General features: G+C 60.3%; 16 protein-coding genes and 1 pseudogene. 6 read left to right on the top strand and 11 right to left on the bottom strand.

The annotated features are described in order from the left end of the window. From AC2LD7_RS13525 to AC2LD7_RS13490, 8 genes and pseudogenes are all read right to left on the bottom strand, one after another. The gene (locus tag AC2LD7_RS13525) at positions 1–1,311 is read right to left on the bottom strand and encodes a lipopolysaccharide biosynthesis protein (RefSeq protein WP_484598249.1); all 1,311 of its coding nucleotides are present in this window, start codon (positions 1,309–1,311) and stop codon (positions 1–3) included. A gap of 94 nt (positions 1,312–1,405) precedes the next feature. Continuing rightward, complete coding sequence (locus tag AC2LD7_RS13520; protein WP_484598248.1) at positions 1,406–2,752, bottom strand: UDP-glucose dehydrogenase family protein; 1,347 nt, start codon at positions 2,750–2,752, stop codon at positions 1,406–1,408. A 155-nt stretch (positions 2,753–2,907) separates the two neighbouring features. After that, positions 2,908–5,103, bottom strand: coding sequence for a GumC family protein (locus AC2LD7_RS13515; protein ID WP_484598247.1), 2,196 nt, complete (start codon positions 5,101–5,103; stop codon positions 2,908–2,910). Next, positions 5,103–5,636: a polysaccharide biosynthesis/export family protein gene (locus AC2LD7_RS13510; RefSeq protein ID WP_484598246.1), complete on the bottom strand. Its 534-nt coding sequence runs from the start codon at positions 5,634–5,636 to the stop codon at positions 5,103–5,105. The genes AC2LD7_RS13515 and AC2LD7_RS13510 overlap by 1 nt, the downstream gene beginning before the upstream one ends. A gap of 41 nt (positions 5,637–5,677) precedes the next feature. After that, positions 5,678–6,835: an outer membrane beta-barrel protein gene (locus AC2LD7_RS13505; RefSeq protein ID WP_197445627.1), complete on the bottom strand. Its 1,158-nt coding sequence runs from the start codon at positions 6,833–6,835 to the stop codon at positions 5,678–5,680. 745 nt (positions 6,836–7,580) lie between these two features. Beyond that, positions 7,581–8,417 (bottom strand): CvfB family protein, encoded by an 837-nt coding sequence (locus AC2LD7_RS13500; protein ID WP_484598245.1) that lies wholly within the window; start codon positions 8,415–8,417, stop codon positions 7,581–7,583. Between the two features lie 144 nt (positions 8,418–8,561). Continuing rightward, complete coding sequence (locus AC2LD7_RS13495; RefSeq protein WP_484598244.1) at positions 8,562–10,901, bottom strand: glucose/quinate/shikimate family membrane-bound PQQ-dependent dehydrogenase; 2,340 nt, start codon at positions 10,899–10,901, stop codon at positions 8,562–8,564. 258 nt (positions 10,902–11,159) lie between these two features. Further along, positions 11,160–11,243, bottom strand: a pseudogene (locus AC2LD7_RS13490) (PQQ-dependent sugar dehydrogenase); the annotation flags it as partial. 175 nt (positions 11,244–11,418) lie between these two features. Between AC2LD7_RS13490 and AC2LD7_RS13485 the strand changes: the two are divergent. The 6 genes from AC2LD7_RS13485 (at position 11,419) to AC2LD7_RS13460 (ending at position 14,940) form a co-directional block, all read left to right on the top strand. Then, the gene (locus tag AC2LD7_RS13485) at positions 11,419–11,598 is read left to right on the top strand and encodes a hypothetical protein (RefSeq protein ID WP_025240851.1); all 180 of its coding nucleotides are present in this window, start codon (positions 11,419–11,421) and stop codon (positions 11,596–11,598) included. 107 nt (positions 11,599–11,705) lie between these two features. After that, on the top strand, positions 11,706–12,428 hold the full coding sequence (locus AC2LD7_RS13480; RefSeq protein ID WP_484598243.1) for an RNA pseudouridine synthase: 723 nt from the start codon (positions 11,706–11,708) through the stop codon (positions 12,426–12,428). 161 nt (positions 12,429–12,589) lie between these two features. Beyond that, the gene (locus tag AC2LD7_RS13475) at positions 12,590–12,832 is read left to right on the top strand and encodes a hypothetical protein (protein WP_484598242.1); all 243 of its coding nucleotides are present in this window, start codon (positions 12,590–12,592) and stop codon (positions 12,830–12,832) included. After that, on the top strand, positions 12,829–13,272 hold the full coding sequence (locus AC2LD7_RS13470) for a hypothetical protein (protein WP_484598241.1): 444 nt from the start codon (positions 12,829–12,831) through the stop codon (positions 13,270–13,272). The genes AC2LD7_RS13475 and AC2LD7_RS13470 overlap by 4 nt, the downstream gene beginning before the upstream one ends. 80 nt (positions 13,273–13,352) lie before the next feature. Beyond that, a complete protein-coding gene (locus tag AC2LD7_RS13465) occupies positions 13,353–13,886 on the top strand; it encodes a hypothetical protein (protein WP_484598240.1) in 534 nt (177 codons plus the stop codon). 178 nt (positions 13,887–14,064) lie between these two features. Beyond that, on the top strand, positions 14,065–14,940 hold the full coding sequence (locus AC2LD7_RS13460) for a DUF6279 family lipoprotein (RefSeq protein WP_484598239.1): 876 nt from the start codon (positions 14,065–14,067) through the stop codon (positions 14,938–14,940). 62 nt (positions 14,941–15,002) lie between these two features. Here the strand turns inward: AC2LD7_RS13460 and AC2LD7_RS13455 are convergent, their stop codons facing one another. The 3 genes from AC2LD7_RS13455 to AC2LD7_RS13445 all read right to left on the bottom strand — a co-directional run bounded on the left by AC2LD7_RS13455 (position 15,003) and on the right by AC2LD7_RS13445 (position 17,344). Continuing rightward, positions 15,003–15,974: an SDR family oxidoreductase gene (locus AC2LD7_RS13455; protein WP_484598238.1), complete on the bottom strand. Its 972-nt coding sequence runs from the start codon at positions 15,972–15,974 to the stop codon at positions 15,003–15,005. Between the two features lie 81 nt (positions 15,975–16,055). Continuing rightward, a complete protein-coding gene (locus AC2LD7_RS13450) occupies positions 16,056–16,880 on the bottom strand; it encodes an aldo/keto reductase (protein ID WP_484598237.1) in 825 nt (274 codons plus the stop codon). Further along, positions 16,880–17,344: a VOC family protein gene (locus AC2LD7_RS13445; protein ID WP_484598236.1), complete on the bottom strand. Its 465-nt coding sequence runs from the start codon at positions 17,342–17,344 to the stop codon at positions 16,880–16,882. The genes AC2LD7_RS13450 and AC2LD7_RS13445 overlap by 1 nt, the downstream gene beginning before the upstream one ends. Positions 17,345–17,477: the final 133 nt, after the last annotated feature.

Here is a 17,477-nt window from a genome sequence, read left to right as displayed (position 1 = left end):
TCAATCGAAACTCTCTTCGGGGTGCTGGGCTTTCGGCTGCTGGGCTGCGTACCACCTGCGCGAGGCGATCAGCACGATCACGATCAGCGATGAATAAATGACGATGCTGGCGCCGGCGAAGGACTGGACAGTGGCCAGCGCATTGCCGATCAGCAGCGCGCCGCCGAACAGCGAAAGCACGCGCAGACTGGTGCTGAATATCTCGAACAGCAGGAAACGGCCTTGCAGCGACAGCGCCGGGACCGCCACCACGCAGGGCCGCGAAACGAAGATCACGTACTCGGCCAGCGCCAGCCAGCGGGCATATTCGCCAGCCACGTGCCACTGCTCACCGAATACCAGCGCGAACAGCCAGGGACCGAACACCGCCACCATGGAAAACGGCACCAGACCGACCAGACCCAACGCAGTGGTCGCCTTCAGCAGCATCGCCGTGACCGGTTCGCGATCGTGGATGGCGCGACTGATGCGTGGGTAATAAACGTCGGCTACCGACTTGCCGATCAAATTGGTCGGCATGGTCAATGCCTGCTTGCACAGGGCAAAAAAACCGGCGGCGGCAGGGCCGAAATAGGCTGCCAACACCAGCGTTGGTAAATGCTGCGAGACGGCGTTGATCAGCATCACCGGGGCGCGATATTTTGGAAAATCGCTGTGCCGGCGGGCCAGCTCGAACATGCCCGAATCGCCCTGCTCGGCTTCGTCGGCGTGGTTGTCGTTATGCGGTTTCGCGCGCAGCATCGCCAGCCCCAGCATCGACGCGTGCAGCGCCTGTTGCAGGGCGGTGGTGCATACCAGCACCAGCGCTGAAGACTGCACGAATCCGGCAATGGTCCGCATCGAATTGAACAACAGCGAGTGCCCCACCGCCACGCTCGCCGTGATATGGAAGCGCTGAGTGCGGAACAGCCATTGCTGACAGATTTCCAGCGCTGCTCCGCAGAACATCACGAACGGAATGAGCATCAGGTACGGCTGGATGATCTGGATCTCCAGCGCCGCAGCCAGCCGATCTCCGAACAACTGCAATGCCAGAGCAACAACTGTCGCCAGCGTCAGTGCCGTCGTCAGCGCCAGCCGCACCAGCCCTCGCGCATCGCCATCGCGCTTGGCCAACACGATAGCGATGGGATAGGTCAGCGCGGCAACCGGAATCAGCATCATGGTCACGCTGAGAAAGGTGCCCAGAACACCGTAGGCTTCCGGCCCGTAGATACGGGTGATCACCGGCATGAAAGCCAGAGTGATCGCCTGCGCGCCGGCGGTGCCGGTCACCACGGTGAGGATGTTGCGCAGCAATTTGCTACGCATGCTTCCGTGCAACAGCGAGGCCAGCCTTTCCCGCATTGGGGAAGAGCCGCGCCGAACGCTGGGCTGGTCGATGACGCTCACTCGCAGCCCTCGTTCAGACCTGAATCGGCTGGCGGCCGATGCCGTAATAGCCGAAGCCTTCACGCTTGACCTGCTCGCGATCGTACTGGTTACGCCCGTCGATGATCAGTGGGGTGTTCAGCAGACGCTTCAGGGCGCGGAAATCCGGACGGCGGAACGGCTTCCATTCCGTCACCAGGCACAGCGCGTCGGCATCGATGGCCGCCTCGTACTGACCCTCGACAATTTGCAGACGGCCATCGGCGAACCAGGCTTCAGGGAATTCACGGCGAGCGGTCTCGCGTGCCACCGGATCGAAAGCGCGAACCTTGGCGCCCGCCTCGATCAGGCTGTTGATCAGCACGATACTCGGCGCTTCGCGCATGTCATCGGTGCCGGGCTTGAACGCCAATCCCCAGACGGCGAAGGTGCGGCCGCTGAGATCACCGTCGAAGTGGGTAGAAATCTTGTTGAACAGCGAATGTTTCTGCTGATCGTTACGGGCCTCCACGGCCTGCAACAGCTTGGGCTCGAAGTCGTTCTGATGCGCGATATTGATCAGCGCCTTGACGTCCTTGGGGAAGCAGGAGCCGCCATAACCGCAGCCGGCGTAAATGAAGTGGTAGCCGATGCGCTCATCCGAGCCGATACCCAGGCGTACATTTTCGACATCCACATCCAGTCGCTCGCAGAGGCTGGCGATCTCGTTCATGAAGGAAATCTTGGTCGCCAACATCGCGTTGGCGGCGTACTTGGTCATTTCCGCATCGCGGATGCCCATGAACACGGTGCGTGGGCGATTACGGATAAAGGGCGCGTAAAGGGCACTCATTACCTGGCGAGCATGCTCGTTATCGGCACCGATAACGATGCGGTCCGGATGCATGAAGTCGTTGACCGCAGCGCCTTCCTTGAGAAATTCAGGGTTCGATACGACAGAGAATTCGATGTCGATCCCACGGGCCTGGAGACGCTCGGCCACCGCTGCGCGAACCAGATCCGCGGTCCCCACCGGCACAGTGGACTTGTTCACCACGATCGCCGGACCGGTCAGCGTATCGCCAATCTGCCGGGCAACTTCCAGCACGTAGCGCAAGTCTGCCGAGCCGTCTTCACCCGGCGGTGTGCCGACGGCGATGAAGAAGACTTCGGATTGCTCGACCGCCTCACCCAACGAAGTGGTGAAGTGCAGACGTCCGGATGCATGGTTTTCGGTGACGATCTCTTCGAGGCCCGGCTCGTAAATCGGCAGAACGCCCTGCTTCAGGTTGTCGATCTTGGTCTGGTCCACGTCGACGCAGTAAACCGTGTTGCCCATCTCCGCGATGCAGGCACCGGTAACCAGCCCTACGTAGCCGCTTCCAACGACGGTAATGTTCATAGCAGGATCCTCGATTCAAATACATTGATACAGGCGTGCCTCAGCGCGACCCTTTCGGTGGCCGGTGGCGCAATTCGCTTGCTGGGCAGACATCCAAACCGGGCCAGGGCCGCACGCTGGCGGAACCTGACCGGGCGATGGATCGGCGAGGCGGACTAGACCGTCTGCTCGCTGTATCCGTAATGGTCATAGTAGCCACGGAACTGACCGTTCTTCTTGGCTTTCTCGATATCGACATAGTTGAGCACGACGCCGGCAACCGGCGCGCTGCTGTTCTGCAACTGGCTCACACCTTTCTGTACGTGCGGGATCAAGGTGCTGTCGGACTTGACCACGTAGATCACGGCGTCGGCGAGGGTCGACAGTACGGCCGCATCGCTGACCGCCTGGCTCGGCGGCGAGTCGATGATGATGCGGTCATAACGGCCTTTGAGTACCTCGAGGAGTTTGGCGAAACGCGGCGAGGACAGCAGTTCCAGCGGGTTGGAAGGCGCCGCACCAGCGGGGATCATGTCGACGTTGCCGACCGCCTGGATGCATTCCTCGAGCTTGGCATTGCCACCGATCAGGTTCACCAGCCCGGGTGCGCCCGGCTTGAGATCGAATGTCGTGTCCAGCGTCGCGCGGCGTAGATCGGCGTCAATCAGCAAGACGCGGTGCAGTTGGCCCATGGCGAACGCGAGGTTGGCCGAAACCGAACTCTTGCCCTCACCCGGCGCGGTGGAGGTGATCACCAGTACCTGTCGCGGCTGATTGGCTTCGCTCAGCAGCAGGTTGGTGCGAATGGTCCGCACGGCTTCGCAGAAGCGTTTGTCCCCGCTACGCTCGAACAGATGGCTGACTTCCTTGCGCAACTTGCGCGGCACCTGCGGGACGATACCCATCACCGGCAGATTCAGCTTGGTCTCGACTTCTTCGGAACTCTTGAAAGTGTTGTCGAGAATTTCGCGGATGATCGCCTGCGCAATGCCGAGTACCAACGCCAGGAACAAGGCCACCACCAGGATCAACTTGGTGTTCGGCGCGCTGGGCTCAGCCGGCGGAATGGCCGGGTCGACCACACGGGCATTGGTGGAGCTCAGGTCCGAAGTCGCGGTGGTTTCTTGCAGACGGGTCATGAAGGTGTCGTACAGCGCGCGGTCGCTTTCGACCTGGCGCTGCAGATCGCGCACCTTGAATTCCTTGCGGGAGATTTCCTGGATGCGGTCCTTGTTCTCGTCGAACGAGGCGCGTAGCGAGTTTTCGTTGGCCACGGCCAGTTGATAGTTGCGCTCGATGCTGGCCACTACCTGCTCGACCTGCTGGCGCAGACTGGCGGTTGCCGCATTCAGGTCGGAACGCGCGGAAACCATTCCAGGGTGACGATCGCCATAGCGACGCGAGAGATCTTCGACGCGCGAGCGGGCATGTGCCTGATCGGCCTTGAACTGCTGGATCAGCGGATGACCGAGCACGGCCGGCACGCTGGCGAGACGCTCCCAGCCCTGGCTGCGCATCGACTCGACCTGACGGTACTGGCTTTCGGCCTCGGCACGCGCGCGGCGGGCATCGATCATCCGGTCGCCGGTAAGCGATAGCTCGTTGGCGCTGATGGTGCCGACGCCATCCAGATCGACCAGTCCTTCGGCGTCCAGGTAGGCCTGGAAGCGGTCTTCGGAAGCCTGCAGATTTTCGCGCAGGGAGACCAGACGCTCATTCATCCAGCTGGCGGCAGTCATCGACATGTCGACCTTGGCCTCCAGCTGAGCCTCGATGTAAGCCTGGGCCAGTTGGTTGGTGGCTTGCGCAGCGGTCAGGCGATCAGCCATGGAAACCGCCAGATAGACCAGCTGGCTCTTGCCCTCGACCCAGACGGATGTACGCTCCATGAACACCTGAGTAGCGTAATCCATGATTTGCGCTTCGGTCAGCGGCTCGGGCTCCTCACCGGTCAACGCATCGACGATGCCAGCGAAGTCGATCAGCGGGCCGGGCTGTTGGCGCGGATCGAACTCGGGGTGTTCGGTCAGATTCAGGTCACGCACCACACGCTCCGCGACACCACGGCTCTGCATCAGGCTGAGCTGGGTCTGCAGGTATTCGCTGAGCTCGACGGGAGAATCGCTTGCAGGCTGGAACGACAATACCGGTGTGCCCTTCGTCTCGATCAGCACCGATGCGACGGCTTTATAGATCGGTGTCATTCGCGACACCAGGATGACCATCAGCACGGCGACGATCCCTACCAGCAGGGCGATGCCCCACTTGCGCGACCAGATCGCATGCCAGATTTTTTTCATATCAATGAAGTCGCTATCGACTGTGCCGGCTGGGCGCTGCCATGGTCGGTCCGGGCGGACTGGGCTGTTCATCAGAAGAATCCTTCGTCGATGTTGATCGTATCGCCAGGGCGGACCCGGGTATTCATGGTGGCGTTCTCTTCGGCGCGGCTACCTTCGGAGCCCCGCACAATGGTCATGCGCTTGGTCGAAGCACGCTCGGTCAGGCCGCCAGCCAAGGCGATCGCCCGGTCCAGAGTGAGCCCGGGCTGATAGGGATAACCACCAGGCAGCTTGACCTCACCGGCAATGTAGAACTCGCGGTAACTGACCACCGACACCGATACGCGGGGGTCGATCAGGTAACCATCCTTGAGCTTTTCCACTAGCAAATTGCGCACTTCACCGGACGTTTTGCCGTCGGCGTCCACCTCACCGATAAAGGGAAAGGTGAAGGTGCCGGCGTCGGTCAGGCGGATTTCCTCGAAGGTCAGATCAGGCTCGCCATGAACGCTGACGCTGATTACATCGCCCGAGCCCAGCTGATATTGGGCGGCACTGGCTCCGGCACTGAAAGCCAGCAGCAACAGCAGGGATAAGTATTTGAAGGTGTTCGGCATGAACATGGTCGGCTTCTCCTTAGGCACTGATTACGTCCTACCCGGCCTCAAAGGCTCAGGTCGAAACTCAGCAAGTAAACGTTTCGGTCGTAGGTCCTCGAGCTCAGGCTGGAGTCGTTTTCCGTTCTGAGATATGACAGGGTCACGTCGGCCCAGCGGTCTGGCGACCAGGTCACGCCGGCACCGTAGCCGCTGCGCTCATCGTCTCGATTGATACCTTTGTACTCGCGATCGGAAAAGCGGTAGAGCAGCTCGGTCGATACACGCGAGGTCCACTCGTGATCCCAGGTGGCGAGCGTCGTCCAGTCATTAATGGTGCTGGCACCGTTGTCACCCTCGTCGAAGGCGCGACGGGAATTGAGCGTGAACGCCGAGTAACTACGGGGTTTATAGGTGACGCCTATTTCCCACATGGGGCTGGTGGAGTCTTCACGCTGATCGCTATCGAAGTCCTTGCGCTCGGCGCCAAGCTTGAACATGCCGGAGGTCTTCGCGCCGGCATCCCAGGTCGCACCGCCAAGCAACGCCACGTTGGTGCTGTCACGCAGCGCACTGCTTAGCTTGTAGTCGTGATCGGTATGGCGTATCTCAATGAGCGAGCGCGTCTTGGAACCCAGACGATGGAACCAGACTGAGTTGAACATGAGGCTGTTGCGTTCTTCGGACGCGTTGATGTTGCCGCTGTTGTAGTAGCGGCGCTGTTCGTAATTAGTGCCGAACTCGAGCTGATTTTGTGCGCTCTGTGCACCGAAACGATAAGCGGCGCGAGCGATGGTCCGGCTGTACTTGTCGTTTTCAATAGCTTGCTCGGTGTCGGCCGTCTCCTCTACGCGGTGGTAGGCCAGCCCCCAGCTCAAACGATGGCGTGAGGTGAATTCCATGACGCTTCTTAGATTGAGATGGTGGTCGGTGTTACTGGCTTCGGAATCCGAATGAAAAATATCGCTGTTGAAGGAATACTCGAGTTCGTACTCGCTGTTGCGATTGCCCGTCCCAAGCAAGAAGGTCGGGTTGATTCCAGTTACCCAGGACGCCCGTTCGTTATCTGCCAGTCCGCGATAGTTATCGTCATAGCTCTCACGCACGACCAGCGTCGGGGTGAACTCGTAACCACCAATGCGAATATCCTGGGGATCGTTAGCGGCCCAGCTATTGGTAGCTGCAAGGCACAGTAGCGATACACCTGGAAGCGTGATGTTCCTCATATGGAATCCCTTCTCGGAGATAAATTTTTGTTCATGCCTCGATCTCGCCGCGACGCCTGGCTTCTCTGAGGAGGCATAGACACGAAACAGACCGCAAATATCCGCGACAGTTGCAGAATCGATGAATGGCCTGCGTTTGCTATCAAAGATCGCGGCTCCGGACGGGGTTGTTCGACGACGGTGTTGGCACGCTACCGCCCCAGGGATGGGCTCCCTGTAGCGGGAAATCTGTTAGCAACCAGCCATCGACAACAAAGCCGCATGCAGCTCTGATCAGCAGATCGAACGGCAGGCGAAACGAAAAATGGTCGGGTGTTTGTTATTAGAGAGGCAAGATCGTGTCTTGCCGGACGGTCTGAACTTCGTCAGACGTACTTGAACTTGTTGCTCGCGATTGAAAATGCTCGAGAGCAACATCCGTTGCCCACTAAACATCCGGCGAGCGACGTGCAATCTGACCTCGCGGAACGCCAGGGAATCAGGCGCCCTTTCTGGACACGGCCCGATCGGCGGGAGTTCCGCGTCGTTACGTCCGGTAGTACTTGGAAAATGATGAGTGGTAACGTCTTGGCGTCTTGACGGACGAAAGTTGACCGAAATGCCGCCAAAGCGGCACGCAGGTACCGGTCTAGAGGGGTCCGCTTGATTGCTAGCAGACGAAGAAGCCGTACCGCGCTGGTGCGATAGGAGCAGGCGCAAGACGAGAATGAAGCGGGAGTCAGGCCTGGCTCCCGCTTGGGCAGGATCAGGTGCGTTCGATCCGATCCGGATGAATTACGATTCGGCCTTGCTTGTAAAGACCGCCGATGGCCTTCTTGAAGTTGCCTTTGCTGACACCGAACAGCCGCGCGATCTCGCCGGCCGCCGTCTTGTCGCTGACCGGAAGACTGCCCTGGTTTTCCTGTAGCTTCTGCAGAATCAATGCCTGCAAGGTATCGCTGGCCTCACTGCCCACCGGCTGAAGGCTCAGGCTGATCTTGCCATCGGCACGGATTTCCTTGATGTAGCCCTTCTCGCGAATGCCGCCGCGTAGGAACTTGAACGCCTCGTTCTTGTGGATCAGCCCCCAATGCTTGCCGTTGATGATCGCCTTGTAACCCAGTTCGGTCGGCTCCACTACCAGCAGATCCACCGCCTCGCCGACCTTGTAGCGCGGCGGGGTTTTGTCGAGGTAGCGGTCCAGCCGCGCGGTGGCGGTGATGCGTCGGGTGTGCTTATCGAGGTAGACGTGGACGACGCAATAGTCGCCCTCGTTCAGCGGGCGCTTCTCTTCGGAATGCGGCAGTAAAAGGTCCTTGGGCAGGCCCCAGTCGAGGAAGAGTCCGATCCGATTGATCTCAGCGACCTTGAGGCTGGCGAACTCGCCAACCTGAACCTTGGGTTTCTCGGTCGTCGCGATGAGCTTGTCTTCGCTGTCGAGGTAGATGAAAACGTTCAGCCAGTCCTCGACTTCGGTGGGCACGTTCTTCGGAATATAGCGATTGGGCAGAAGAATCTCGCCATCCGGACCGCCATCGAGATAGAGGCCGAAACCGGTGTGCTTGACGATCTGCAGGCTGTTGAAGCGCCCGATTGCGGCCATGTGACGAGTCCTGTGGGTCGAAGGCGGCGATTCTAGCAGGCCCATAGAACGCGAGCGCGCCAACGCCGCCGGCCGAATCACACATATATATATCGTTATCGAGCAGGCCAGACGCAATCATGCTCTGGCCCGCTCGGGTAGCCGCTATTGCGGCAAAGCATAAGCGATGACCGAGTCACCAGCCTTGGTCCCAAGGGAGCCGTGGCCGCCCGCAACCACGACTACCATCTGCCGCCCCGAGCGACTCAGGTAGGTCATGGGCGTGGATTGGCCACCGGCTGGTAGCCGCCATTCGCTCAACTGCTTGCCTGTGGTGACGTCATAGGCGCGCAGGTAGTAGTCCAGCGTGCCGCTGAGAAAAGCCACGCCACCGGCCGTAAGCATTGGCCCACCGAGGCTCGGAACGCCCATTTTGAATGGTAGAGGTAACGGTGCGCGGTCTCGCACGGTGCCGTTCTTACGCATCCAGTGGGTCTTGCCGGTACGAAGATCGGCGCCAGCCACATAGCCCCACGGCGGCGCGATACAGGGCAGGCCGATTGGCGAGACGAAGGGTTTCAACTCGACCGCAAAGGGCGCGCCGAAATTCTCGTTGAGATACGGCTCGCTATTGGAAACATAGGTCTCCTGGTCATTTTCGCGAGGAATCAGCGTCGACGTGAACGGCAGGTAGGCCGGCGTGCTGAACACCATCTGTCTCACCGGATCGACCGCAACCCCGCCCCAGTTGAACACGCCGAAATTGCCCGGATGAATGAGCGAACCCTGTGTGGATGGCGGCGTATAACGGCCCTCATAGCGCAGCGAGTGAAACTGGATGTGACACATCATCTGGTCGATGAACGTCGCGCCCCAAAGATCCTTGCCCTGCAGAATTGGCGGCTCGTAGGACAGCGCCGAGGCCGGCTGGGTAGGTGCCGCCCAATCGCCTTCGGCAGCACCCTGCGGCGCCGGTACTTCACGGACCGGCAGGATCGGCTTGCCGGTCCGACGGTCCAGCACATAGATGTCTCCCTGTTTGGTCGGGGCGACTAGCGCCGGCACCGGCCCATTTTCCGTGTCGATGTCGACCAGGCTCGGCTGCGCCGGCACATCCATATCCCAGAGATCGTGATGCACCGTCTGGAATACCCAGCGCAGCTCGCCGGTATCGAGATCGAGCGCAACGATGGACGATGAAAAACGCTCGCTGTTCTCGCTGCGATTGCCGCCCCACTGATCGGGCACCTGATTGCCCAGCGGCACGTAAATCAGCCCCAACTCTTCGTCAGCGCTGGAAATGCTCCAGCTGTTCGGTGTGCTCTCGCTGTAGGTTTCGCCCTCGGCGATCGGCTCGGTCTGCTCAGGGTTGCCGGGATCCCAGTTCCACTTCAGCTCTCCGGTCATCACGTCATAGGCGCGAATCACACCGGAGGGCTCGTTGGTCGAGACGTTGTCGTTAACCGCACCGCCGACGATAACCAGATCGTTGGCGACCACCGGCGGCGATGTGGAGTAATAGAAGCCCTCCTTCACATGCGGCATGTTCGCCCAGAGATTTACCGCACCATTGCTGCCGAATGCGGGGCAGACCTGACCGGTTTTGGCATCCAACGCGATCAGCCGTGCGTCGGCCGTAGGCATGAACAGCCGCTGCTGGCAGGACTCGCCTGTAGGCGTTTCGCTGGCGTGATATGAGAGGCCACGGCAAGTCAAATGCTGCCGGTTGGTCGAATCCGGAACTTGCGGATCGAAACGCCAACGCTCCTCGCCCGTCTCGGCATTAAGCGCTATGACGAAGTTGTGCGGCGTGCAGATGTAGAGGCTGTCATCGACCTTCAGCGGCGCGACTTCGTAGGTGGTTTCGTTGGGATCGTCGGGACGGCGCAGGTCTCCGGTGTGGTAGTGCCAGACCTCCTCCAAACGATCGACGTTGCTCGGTGTGATCTGCGTTAAGGGCGAATATCGGGTGCCATGCTGGGTACGGCCATAGGCGTGCCACTCGCCGTCCGGCACATTGTCAGCGGTATTCACCTGGGCGGCAGGCGCGGCGGCCAGGGGTTGCGGCAACATGCCCTTGATGTCGTCGCTGTCGGTGGTGATCGCGTGTAAAGCGGTTGCGCCCCAAAGCGCCACTGCGATCATCAGTGGGATCGCACTACCGCCCCAGGCGCGAGCGCCGAAATGCTGCCAACCCAGTCGTTGGGCGATCCACGGAGTGAGCAACCACAGCCCCAGCGGAGCGATGATGCTGCCGCGCGGCGCCAGTTGCCACCAGTCGAAGCCCACCTCATAGATCGCCCAACCCAGTGTGCCGAGCATAACCAGTGCATAAACCCAGAGCGCGGCGCGGCGCTTGGCCGACAGCAGCGCGCCGGTCAGCAGGAAGCCCACCGCAAGGACCGCAAAATACCAGGTACCGCCAAGATCGATGACTTTCCATCCGCCGACTGCAAGCGCCAAGCCGATGATGATGTACAGGACTGCACTGATGACGACCGCCACTATCTCCTCCTTTGCGTGTTGTCAGGCTTCGGAGATGGCGAAACGAGCTCGTAGCGAACATCTCTTGCAGCACCAAGATGGCGCCGGCGATCTTGAAAGTCGGCCGGTATTGCAGTTGACCGGCTGTCGGCGGGAATGCTCCCTACCTGGAGCAAATCGATGCGCTGCATTTAGCAGGCCGGTAAAAATTACCTGTGTTGCCGATACCTTTTCGGCCTGTTACCTCGCGTCCAGACCAACCCGTAACAATTTGCCGGTCGTCCAGAGCCCGCCGCTCCAAGGGTTGAGCGCGGCACCCTGCTGATTACGATGACCATAGGACCAGATTTCCGGGCGAGCGCCTTCGGTATCTATAAAAGGGATTGTCATCGGGTTCCGGAGCGGAACTGTTAAGCGCTTATTGAAACCATGGACGAACAAAAACACTTCCGCAAACTACCGCCTGCGGAAAATTCGAACAAAAACTAGCCAGATCTGTATAATGTCCGGTTCGACTGACCAAAGGATCCAGATGACGATGGCCTCCAAGACCACATCCGCCAAACGCAAACCAGAACCCGCCAGCGAAACCAGCCAGTCCCTCGCCGCTCAGATGGCTGCCTTTCTGAAGGCCGGTGGCGAAGTCCAGAAGATTCCTAACGGGGTCAGCGGCCAGACTCAAGGCCCGTCACGGCAGATCACCATCAGCAAAAAATAAGTAGCCAGAAGTAATCCGCAACACCTAACCGATAAGCGAGCTTCCGCTGTCATTGCCGTACCGCAGTGGCTCGCCAGGTTTCCCCTCCCGCGACATCCGAGATCTCCATGACCGACCCGATACGCTTGTCCAAACGCCTTGCCGAACAGCTCGGCTGTTCCCGGCGCGAAGCCGAGCTGTATATCGAAGGTGGCTGGGTCAGTGTCGACGGGCAAATCATCGAAGCCCCTTATTTCAAGGTCGACAACCAGCGAATCGAGTTGCTGCCAGGCGCTACCGCGACCGAAGTGCTGCCGGTCACATTGTTGCTGCACAAGCCAGCCGGCCAGCCCACCGCCGCAGACCCAACCGAAGCTCAGCTACAGCTCGCCAGGGCGATTCACTGGACTAGCGGTGATGCTCGCCTCACGCCCCGCGAGCGGCACCACGCGCGCCAGACTGCGCTGCTGCCGCTGGAGCCGGATGCGAGCGGGTTGGTGGTGTTCAGCCAGCAGCGCGAGGTGATCCGCAAGCTCGCCGACGCGCGCGACAAGCTCGAGCAAGAGTACATCGTGGAAGTCGCTGGTGAGCCCGAGGAAGGCGGTCTGGCATTACTGGCCAAAGGTATCGGGCACCGCGGCAGAGTCTTGCCTAAAGCCAAGGCCAGCTGGCAGAACGAAACTCGTCTGCGCATCGTTATCAAGGCACCCCAAGCCGGCGATCTACGCCAGCTTTGCGAAGCCATAGGCTTGGAGATGCTCAGCTGCAAGCGCATCCGTATCGGGCGTCTGTCGATGGCCAAGCTGCCGGTCGGCGAGTGGCGCTTTCTCGGCGAGCACGAACGCTTCTAGGTTTAGACGAAACACCGCTCGGCAAAAAACGAACCTGTCTGGCTGCTCGCGCCAAGCAGTCGGTCGACTATGCTTGTTCATTGTCGAACAGACAGAGCCATCCGCCGGCAGCATCGCCAAGCCCTGGGCCGGCCGTTTCGCCACCCGCCGATAGGTGCGCCATGCAGAGACTCGCTCTGGTGCTTGTGCTCGTTCTATTGCCTCTGATCTGCACAGCGCAGCAACGAGTCGAGGTATGGACCTATCACTTTTCGCCTCCTTTCGTTCTCGACAGTGCCCAGGGTCTCTCGCATGCGTTCGTCGAACTGCTCAATCGCGATCCGGCAAACCGCGACCGTTTTCGCTTCGAGCTGGTGGAGCTGCCGCGCAGACGGCAAATGCCAAGTGGTCGGAGCCGCTGTTGATCGATCAGCAGGATTTCGTCTCGTTACCCGACGCTCCCTTTGAATATCAAGGGCCCGAATCGCTGCACGGCCTGGTCCTGGGTGGCGTGCTCGGCCATCGCTATCAGGGACTCGAAGCGGATATCGCGAGCGGCGCGATCAAGCGCCAGAATGTCCAAAATGATCTGCAGAATATCGAGAAGCTGCTCTCCGGCCGCATTCACACGTTACTGATTCCACGCTCTACCCTGCTTTATTACCGCAAGGAGCAGAATCTGGGCGAGCTGTATATTTCAGCAGCTCCCTTGTATCAGTTCGCACGGCACTTGCTGTTTACCGACACGCTTGGGTCGGCCGTTACCGATTACCTCGACAGATTCCTCGAATCCCTCCCGGACAACCCGGAGTGGCAAATCCTCCTGTTCCACTATGGTCTCAAGCCTATCGCTACCGAGCCATGAAGCATGGGCTGAACAGAAACGCAACGCGCAGGTCAGAAGTCGCGCTGACACCTATAAATAATCAAGAGAACAAGGCAGCGATGAAGAACGCATTGGTGATCGGATTGTTCATGGCCTTGGGCGGCTGCGCCTCACAGTCATGCGATCAACCCGGCAGCGCTTGCCGCGCGGAGCGGCTGCTCTACCAGAACGACCTGTTGCAGGCGAAGATCCTCATTTCCGTTGGCGACGAAGACGGCTACGAACTCGCCCATGCACTGCTCGATCGCAGCGCCCGCCTGGATGAGCGTGGCGAAACCGAGTTCTATCAGGCGCTGCTGTTGATCCGTCAGGGTCCGCAGCAACCAGAAGTGCTGCGATTGCTGGAGCAAGCCAAGAAAAAAGGCCACCCGCATGCCGTAGCGCTGCTCTACAAGATTTACCAAGAGCCGTATTTGGTGGCAGAGCGGGACACGGACAAGGCCGATGAATATCGCCAGGCCTACGCCGAACTGGACGTTGCGCAGAGCGGCTACCCTTCCTTCGACAAGGCCCTGGAGCTGGTTTCCCAGCTCGTCGAGCCGCCACCGCCGTTGCCAGAGCGCATCGCTCCTTGCCCGACTCAGTGCCGGTAATACTTATCTCCGCGGGGTAGGTGTCTGCGTTACCTTGGGGCCCTCCTCATCCCCTCTCCGCCGGCGGTTTTCTCGCCGAAACAAGCCGTTGCTGTTTCGCCTCGAACTGCCACGGCGCCTGCTGTTCTACTGAACAGGCGACAAATCCGTTTCGGCGAATGTGAAGACGAGGGTTCCGATGCAGATCCGTCAGGCGCTTGGCTGCAAGGCATTGCTGTTACTGATGATCGTCACAGCGGCACTGGCCGGCTGCAGTCGAATGAACCTCGCCTATCGCAACCTGGACCTGCTGATTCCCTGGTCGCTGAACGATTATCTGGATATGAATCGCGACCAGCAGAAGCGATTCCGCGAGCAGCTACGCGGGCACTTGAACTGGCATTGCCGCACACAGTTGCCTGATTACCTGAACGCCATCGAACACCTACAGATCCAAGTCCGTCAGAACCAACTCGATGAGACCGCACTGCGCGCTCACTATCAGTACGCGAAGCAGGCGATTCAGACTATCGCGGTGGAAATAACTCCAACCACTGCACAGCTACTGCGCGATTTGGATGACAGGCAAGTACGCGAGCTCAATGAGTCATTCGATGAGGATCGCCGCGAGCGCGAAGAGAAATACCTGGAACCGCCATTGGCACAACAGATCATCGAACGATCCGAGCGCATGCACGAGCGGGTCGAGCACTGGATGGGCAGCACCAGCGAGCCCCAGCGGCAGCGTATCCTCGAATGGGCGCACACGCTCGGGGAGCAGAATCGGCTCTGGCTGGGCAATCGGGTGCACTGGCAGCAAGCGCTAAGCGACGCCATTGCCCAGCGTCACGAGGCAGGTTTCGAAGAACGCATTGCGCGGCTGCTGCAGGATCGCGAATCCTTCTGGACGGACGACTACCGAGCCGCCTTCGCCAGCACCGAACAGGCGACGATCGATCTGGTCAGCGATCTCTACGCGATGTCCGACGCCGGCCAGCGGCGCCATATCGACGAGCGACTGGAAGAAATGCGTAACGATCTGGGCTCGCTCGACTGTCTGCCAGCATCTCGCTAAAAGCCGCCATGCCGATTGGCGGCGTGACAGCTACCGACTCTACTGGCTTCTGGCCGATCGAATTACCTTTTACGACAACATAGCAACAAGCCGACCATGCCCGCCGCGATACCACCTGCCAGCAGCCAGGTGCGCTGCTGGTGATTGTCGTGGCGCCAACCGCCATCGATGCGCCGCTGACCCAGCGCCGGGTGGAACAAATTGCCTGAAGAAGGCGCCACCCGTTCGGCGCGACGCAGCGCGGCACCGGTAAACAGCCCCGACAACTGATCGAAACCCGGCGTGATGAAGTGCGCAAAGCGCAGCAAGGTCGCTGTCAGGCCCACCGAGGTGGTGTGCCGAGGATGCAACGCCAGGCTGACCATCGCATCCGCCACCTGGCGGGGGTCGCAGAGCGGTGGCGGTGGCCGCAGCGAGCGCCCGGCATAGTTGCCGCCATCACGGAACCCGGGCGTATCGACCACTGACGGATACACATCGCATACGTGAATTCCAGGCCACTGTGCGAGCTCACCGCGCAATGCATGGGAAAAACCGCGCAGGCCGAACTTGCTGGCCGAATAAGCCACAGCAAATGGCTGCGGCACCCAGCTGCCGACAGACAGGGTATTGATCAGCACGCCGCCGTTTTGCTGTTTGAAGTAAGGCAACACCACATGCGCGCCGCGCAGATAGCCGATCAGGTCGGTTTGTACCACCTGCTCGTGCGCATCCAAGGGCGTCTCGTCGAAAGCCCCGACCGCGCCAACGCCCGCATTATTGATCCAGACATCGATGCGGCCCTGACCGAATTCGGCGGCGGCATTGGCCAGTTGCTCCACGGAGTCGCTGAGGGTCATGTCGGTCGGCACCACCAATGCCTCGGCGCCGAGCGCTCGGCATTCCTCAGCGGTCTCCTGCAAGGCTTCGTCGTCGCGTGCGGCCAAGACCACACGGGCTCGCTGGCGTGCGAAAGCCTGTGCCGTGGCGCGGCCTATACCGCTGGATGCGCCGGTGATGACCACCACCGCGCCTTCAAGTTTGGTTCCACTCATGCTCACTCCTCCAGGTTCGCTGTCGTTCATGCTGACAGCCTCGGCGGGGCAAACATTCCCCACCAACCGAAGGACGGTTCCTCACACCATTTGCAATGGTTGCCGGCGAGCTGGCGGCGGGAAGGCGTCGTCGAGAATGCTCAATTCCTCTGCCGTCAGCTTCAGCTCTGCGGCGGATGCGTTGGCACGCAGGTGGGTCGGGCTCGCCGATTTCGGTATTACCAATACGTTGGGTTGGCGCAAGGCCCAGGCCAGCGCCACCTGAGCGGGCTGCGCCCCGTGTCGGCGCGCCACATTGACGACGGCCGGATGGCGCAGCAAATCGCCGCCCTGCCCCAGCGGACAGTAAGCCATGATCGGCATGCCCTGCGCCTCGCACCAGGGCAACAGATCGAATTCAATACCGCGTTCGCCGGGGTTGTAGAGCACCTGATTGGTCGCGCATGCGGACGCATTCAGCTCGCGCATGTCATCCAGATCGAAGTTCGACACACCCCAGCGGCGGATCTTGCCCTGCTCCTTGAGCCGCTCGAAGGCTTCGACGGTTTCCGCCAAGGGATACTGGCCGCGCCAGTGCAACAGGTACAGATCGATACATTCGATGCCCAGACGCCGCAGACTGCGCTCGCAGGCTTCAGGTACGCCCTTGCGGCTGGCGTTGTGCGGGTAGACCTTGCTGACCAGAAAGATTCGATCACGGCGATTGCGAATCGCCTCGCCAACCACTTCTTCCGCTCCGCCCTCGCCGTACATCTCAGCGGTATCGATGAGCGTCATGCCCAGCTCGATGCCAAGGCGCAACGCGGCAACCTCATTATGGCGTTCGGCAGGGTCCTCCCCCATATGCCAAGTGCCCTGACCAATCACCGGTACCGCGCTGCCATCGGCCAGCTTCAGGGTACGCATCAGCCATTCTCCTGCGGTGCATTCTGCTCCGCTAGCGGCTCGGCCCAGGGATCGTAGGTGCCGAAGCTCCATAAATGCCCTTCCAGATCGCGACAGCTGAAACCACGGCCGCCGTAATCCTCATCCTTCAACTCGATGACAACCTCGGCGCCGGCCGCCTTGGCTTTGGTATAGAGGGCATCGGCGCTATTGACGATGACGTAGATGCTTTGCGTGGAGACGCCGCCGACTTCGTCGGGCTGCCGGACCTGGCGCCCGTATTCCGAATCGGCCACCGGGCCCAGCATCAGCATGCCACTGCCGAAGCTGAGCTGGGCGTGGATGACGCCGACCTGCGCGTCCTCGACCACACGCTGCTGCTCGAAATCGAACACTCGACACAGCCATTCAAGCGCCGCGGGTACGTCGCGATAGCGCAAGCACGGAATCAGGTTGGATGTGGTGTTCTTGCTATACAGGGACATGAAAACTCCTTCCGGTTGCCGCGGCATGCACCGTCGAAAAAGCGCACCGCATAGAGTTCAGACCGACACGGCGCCCGACGTTCCCACATAGGACCCGTCGCCGTTTCGCCGCGAGCGAAACGGGAACAGGCCA

The organism is Stutzerimonas sp., from assembly GCF_982611455.1.
The sequence above is the reverse complement of the archived record's forward strand: the minus strand, read 5'-3'. Positions and strand labels throughout refer to the sequence as shown.